The organism is Synechococcus sp. R3-13, from assembly GCF_047462195.1.
Classification (GTDB): Bacteria; Cyanobacteriota; Cyanobacteriia; order Thermostichales; family Thermostichaceae; genus Thermostichus.
Genome location: NZ_JANSIO010000470.1, coordinates 6,756 through 8,275 on the forward strand (window position 1 = coordinate 6,756; position 1,520 = coordinate 8,275).

General features: G+C 59.1%; 1 protein-coding gene and 1 pseudogene. One reads left to right on the top strand and one right to left on the bottom strand.

Annotated elements, in window-relative coordinates:
- Positions 1-167 (bottom strand): annotated as a pseudogene (locus NW856_RS13180) (phosphoribosylformylglycinamidine cyclo-ligase); the annotation flags it as partial.
- Between the two features lie 144 nt (positions 168-311).
- Here NW856_RS13180 and NW856_RS13185 point away from each other — a divergent pair.
- Positions 312-1,490, top strand: a complete 1,179-nt coding sequence (locus tag NW856_RS13185) for a septal ring lytic transglycosylase RlpA family protein (protein WP_414400627.1) — start codon at positions 312-314, stop codon at positions 1,488-1,490.
- Positions 1,491-1,520: the final 30 nt, after the last annotated feature.

Sequence of the window (1,520 nt, forward strand, 5' to 3'; positions counted from 1 at the left end):
GCTTGATACCCTGTCGGCAGCTCAAACAGACCGGCAAAGCCGCCGATGCCACCCAAGGTTTCTGAAGAACCTGAAGACGGAACTTGAATCCGTTCAACGCGCTCGCGGATCCCCCTGACAAAGGCGTGGCCCAGATCGATGTCAACCCCTGCTGAGCGGTAGTCCAAAATGCCAAAACCCCTTACGCTATCAAGACTTGAGCTCCTGTGTCCGACCGTACAAACGGGTCAACTCAGAAACCTATGGTACATTAACTTCTGTTTTAACCGTCGCACTGGAAGTTGTACGAGATTGGAGAGGAGCGCGGCCTCATGCGAAATTGGAAACAGCTTGGACAGGGACTGGATCCCGCCCGCAAAATGGGCTTGGTCAGTTGTCTCTGTGTCACGGCTTTGGGCTTGCCGGCAGGCATGTTGGGCAGCTTGACTTCGCGAGCACAAGCCTCAACGCGAACCGGATCCCTGAGCACCCGAGCAGCGGAGCTGTCATCTGACTCCCAATTGCCCTCCCCGGCCACCGACCTCGTTCCCCCTTCCCAACCCGCCACTGCTGCCGCAGCCCCAGTCAGAACGCTGCCGAGAACCCCCCAAACCCCTATCTCCGGCCACGAGGGTCTTGCCCCTGCCAAACTGGGTACCCTGAACTTGGATCATCCCTTGAACCGATCTCGCCAGGCGATCCTGCCCCGTCGAGCAGAAGAACCCATTCTCAAGATCGGCGAACAACAGCAGCACACCAACCAGCCCATCTCCACCCTCTACGACTATCAGATGGACGGGCAACAGGTGGTTACTGTCTATGTGCGGGATCTGCCCATTGTCAGTTTTGTCGAGCACCCTGGGCTAGAACCACCGCTGATGCGGGCCAGCACCCTTGTGGCCCAGCTCAACCAAATGGCCCAGGGATCCCTGAAAGACACCACCATCACCCTAGGTTGGGCAGGTTTGGAATTGGCCGAACAAGGCTTGGGTGTTCCTCTCTACACCATTCAGGTCAACAACAAGGAATTGCTGCGCATCGACGATGGAGTGCTGTTGATCGACAACCAGCGCCCGGTGGATGTGGCTGTTTTGGCTGCCAATCGTCTGCGCCGTCTGCTGCTCGATGCCCCGCCCATTGCAGCTCCGGCCCTGCCCCAGCCAGCTGCTCTGACCGCCAAAGCCGCTGTTGCAGGTTCCAAGCCGAAAACAGCCCCTCAACAGGAACCCGCCCCTGTCCGCGTGGTTGGGCCTGTGCAAGAGGGCATTGCTTCTTGGTATGACCTGCACCCAACCCGCCATGAGATGACGGCTGCCCACCCCACCCTGCCCTTTGGCACCGAGGTACGGGTGACCAACCTGAAAAATGGCCGCCAGGCCGTGGTGCGCATCAACGATCGCGGCCCTTTTATTCCCGGTCGGATCATCGACCTTTCCCTGCGGGCGGCAGAGGTGTTGGGGATGGTGCGCTCAGGGCTGGCGCCTGTGCGGGTGGAAGTGGTGCAACGCTAGCTAGGTTGTGTTGATCTTTCATTTGAGCCA

Excerpts from the sequence above, each read along its gene's own strand:
- NW856_RS13185 (WP_414400627.1), top strand. The coding sequence starts at position 312 with ATGCGAAATTGGAAACAGCTTGGACAGGGACTGGATCCCGCCCGCAAA.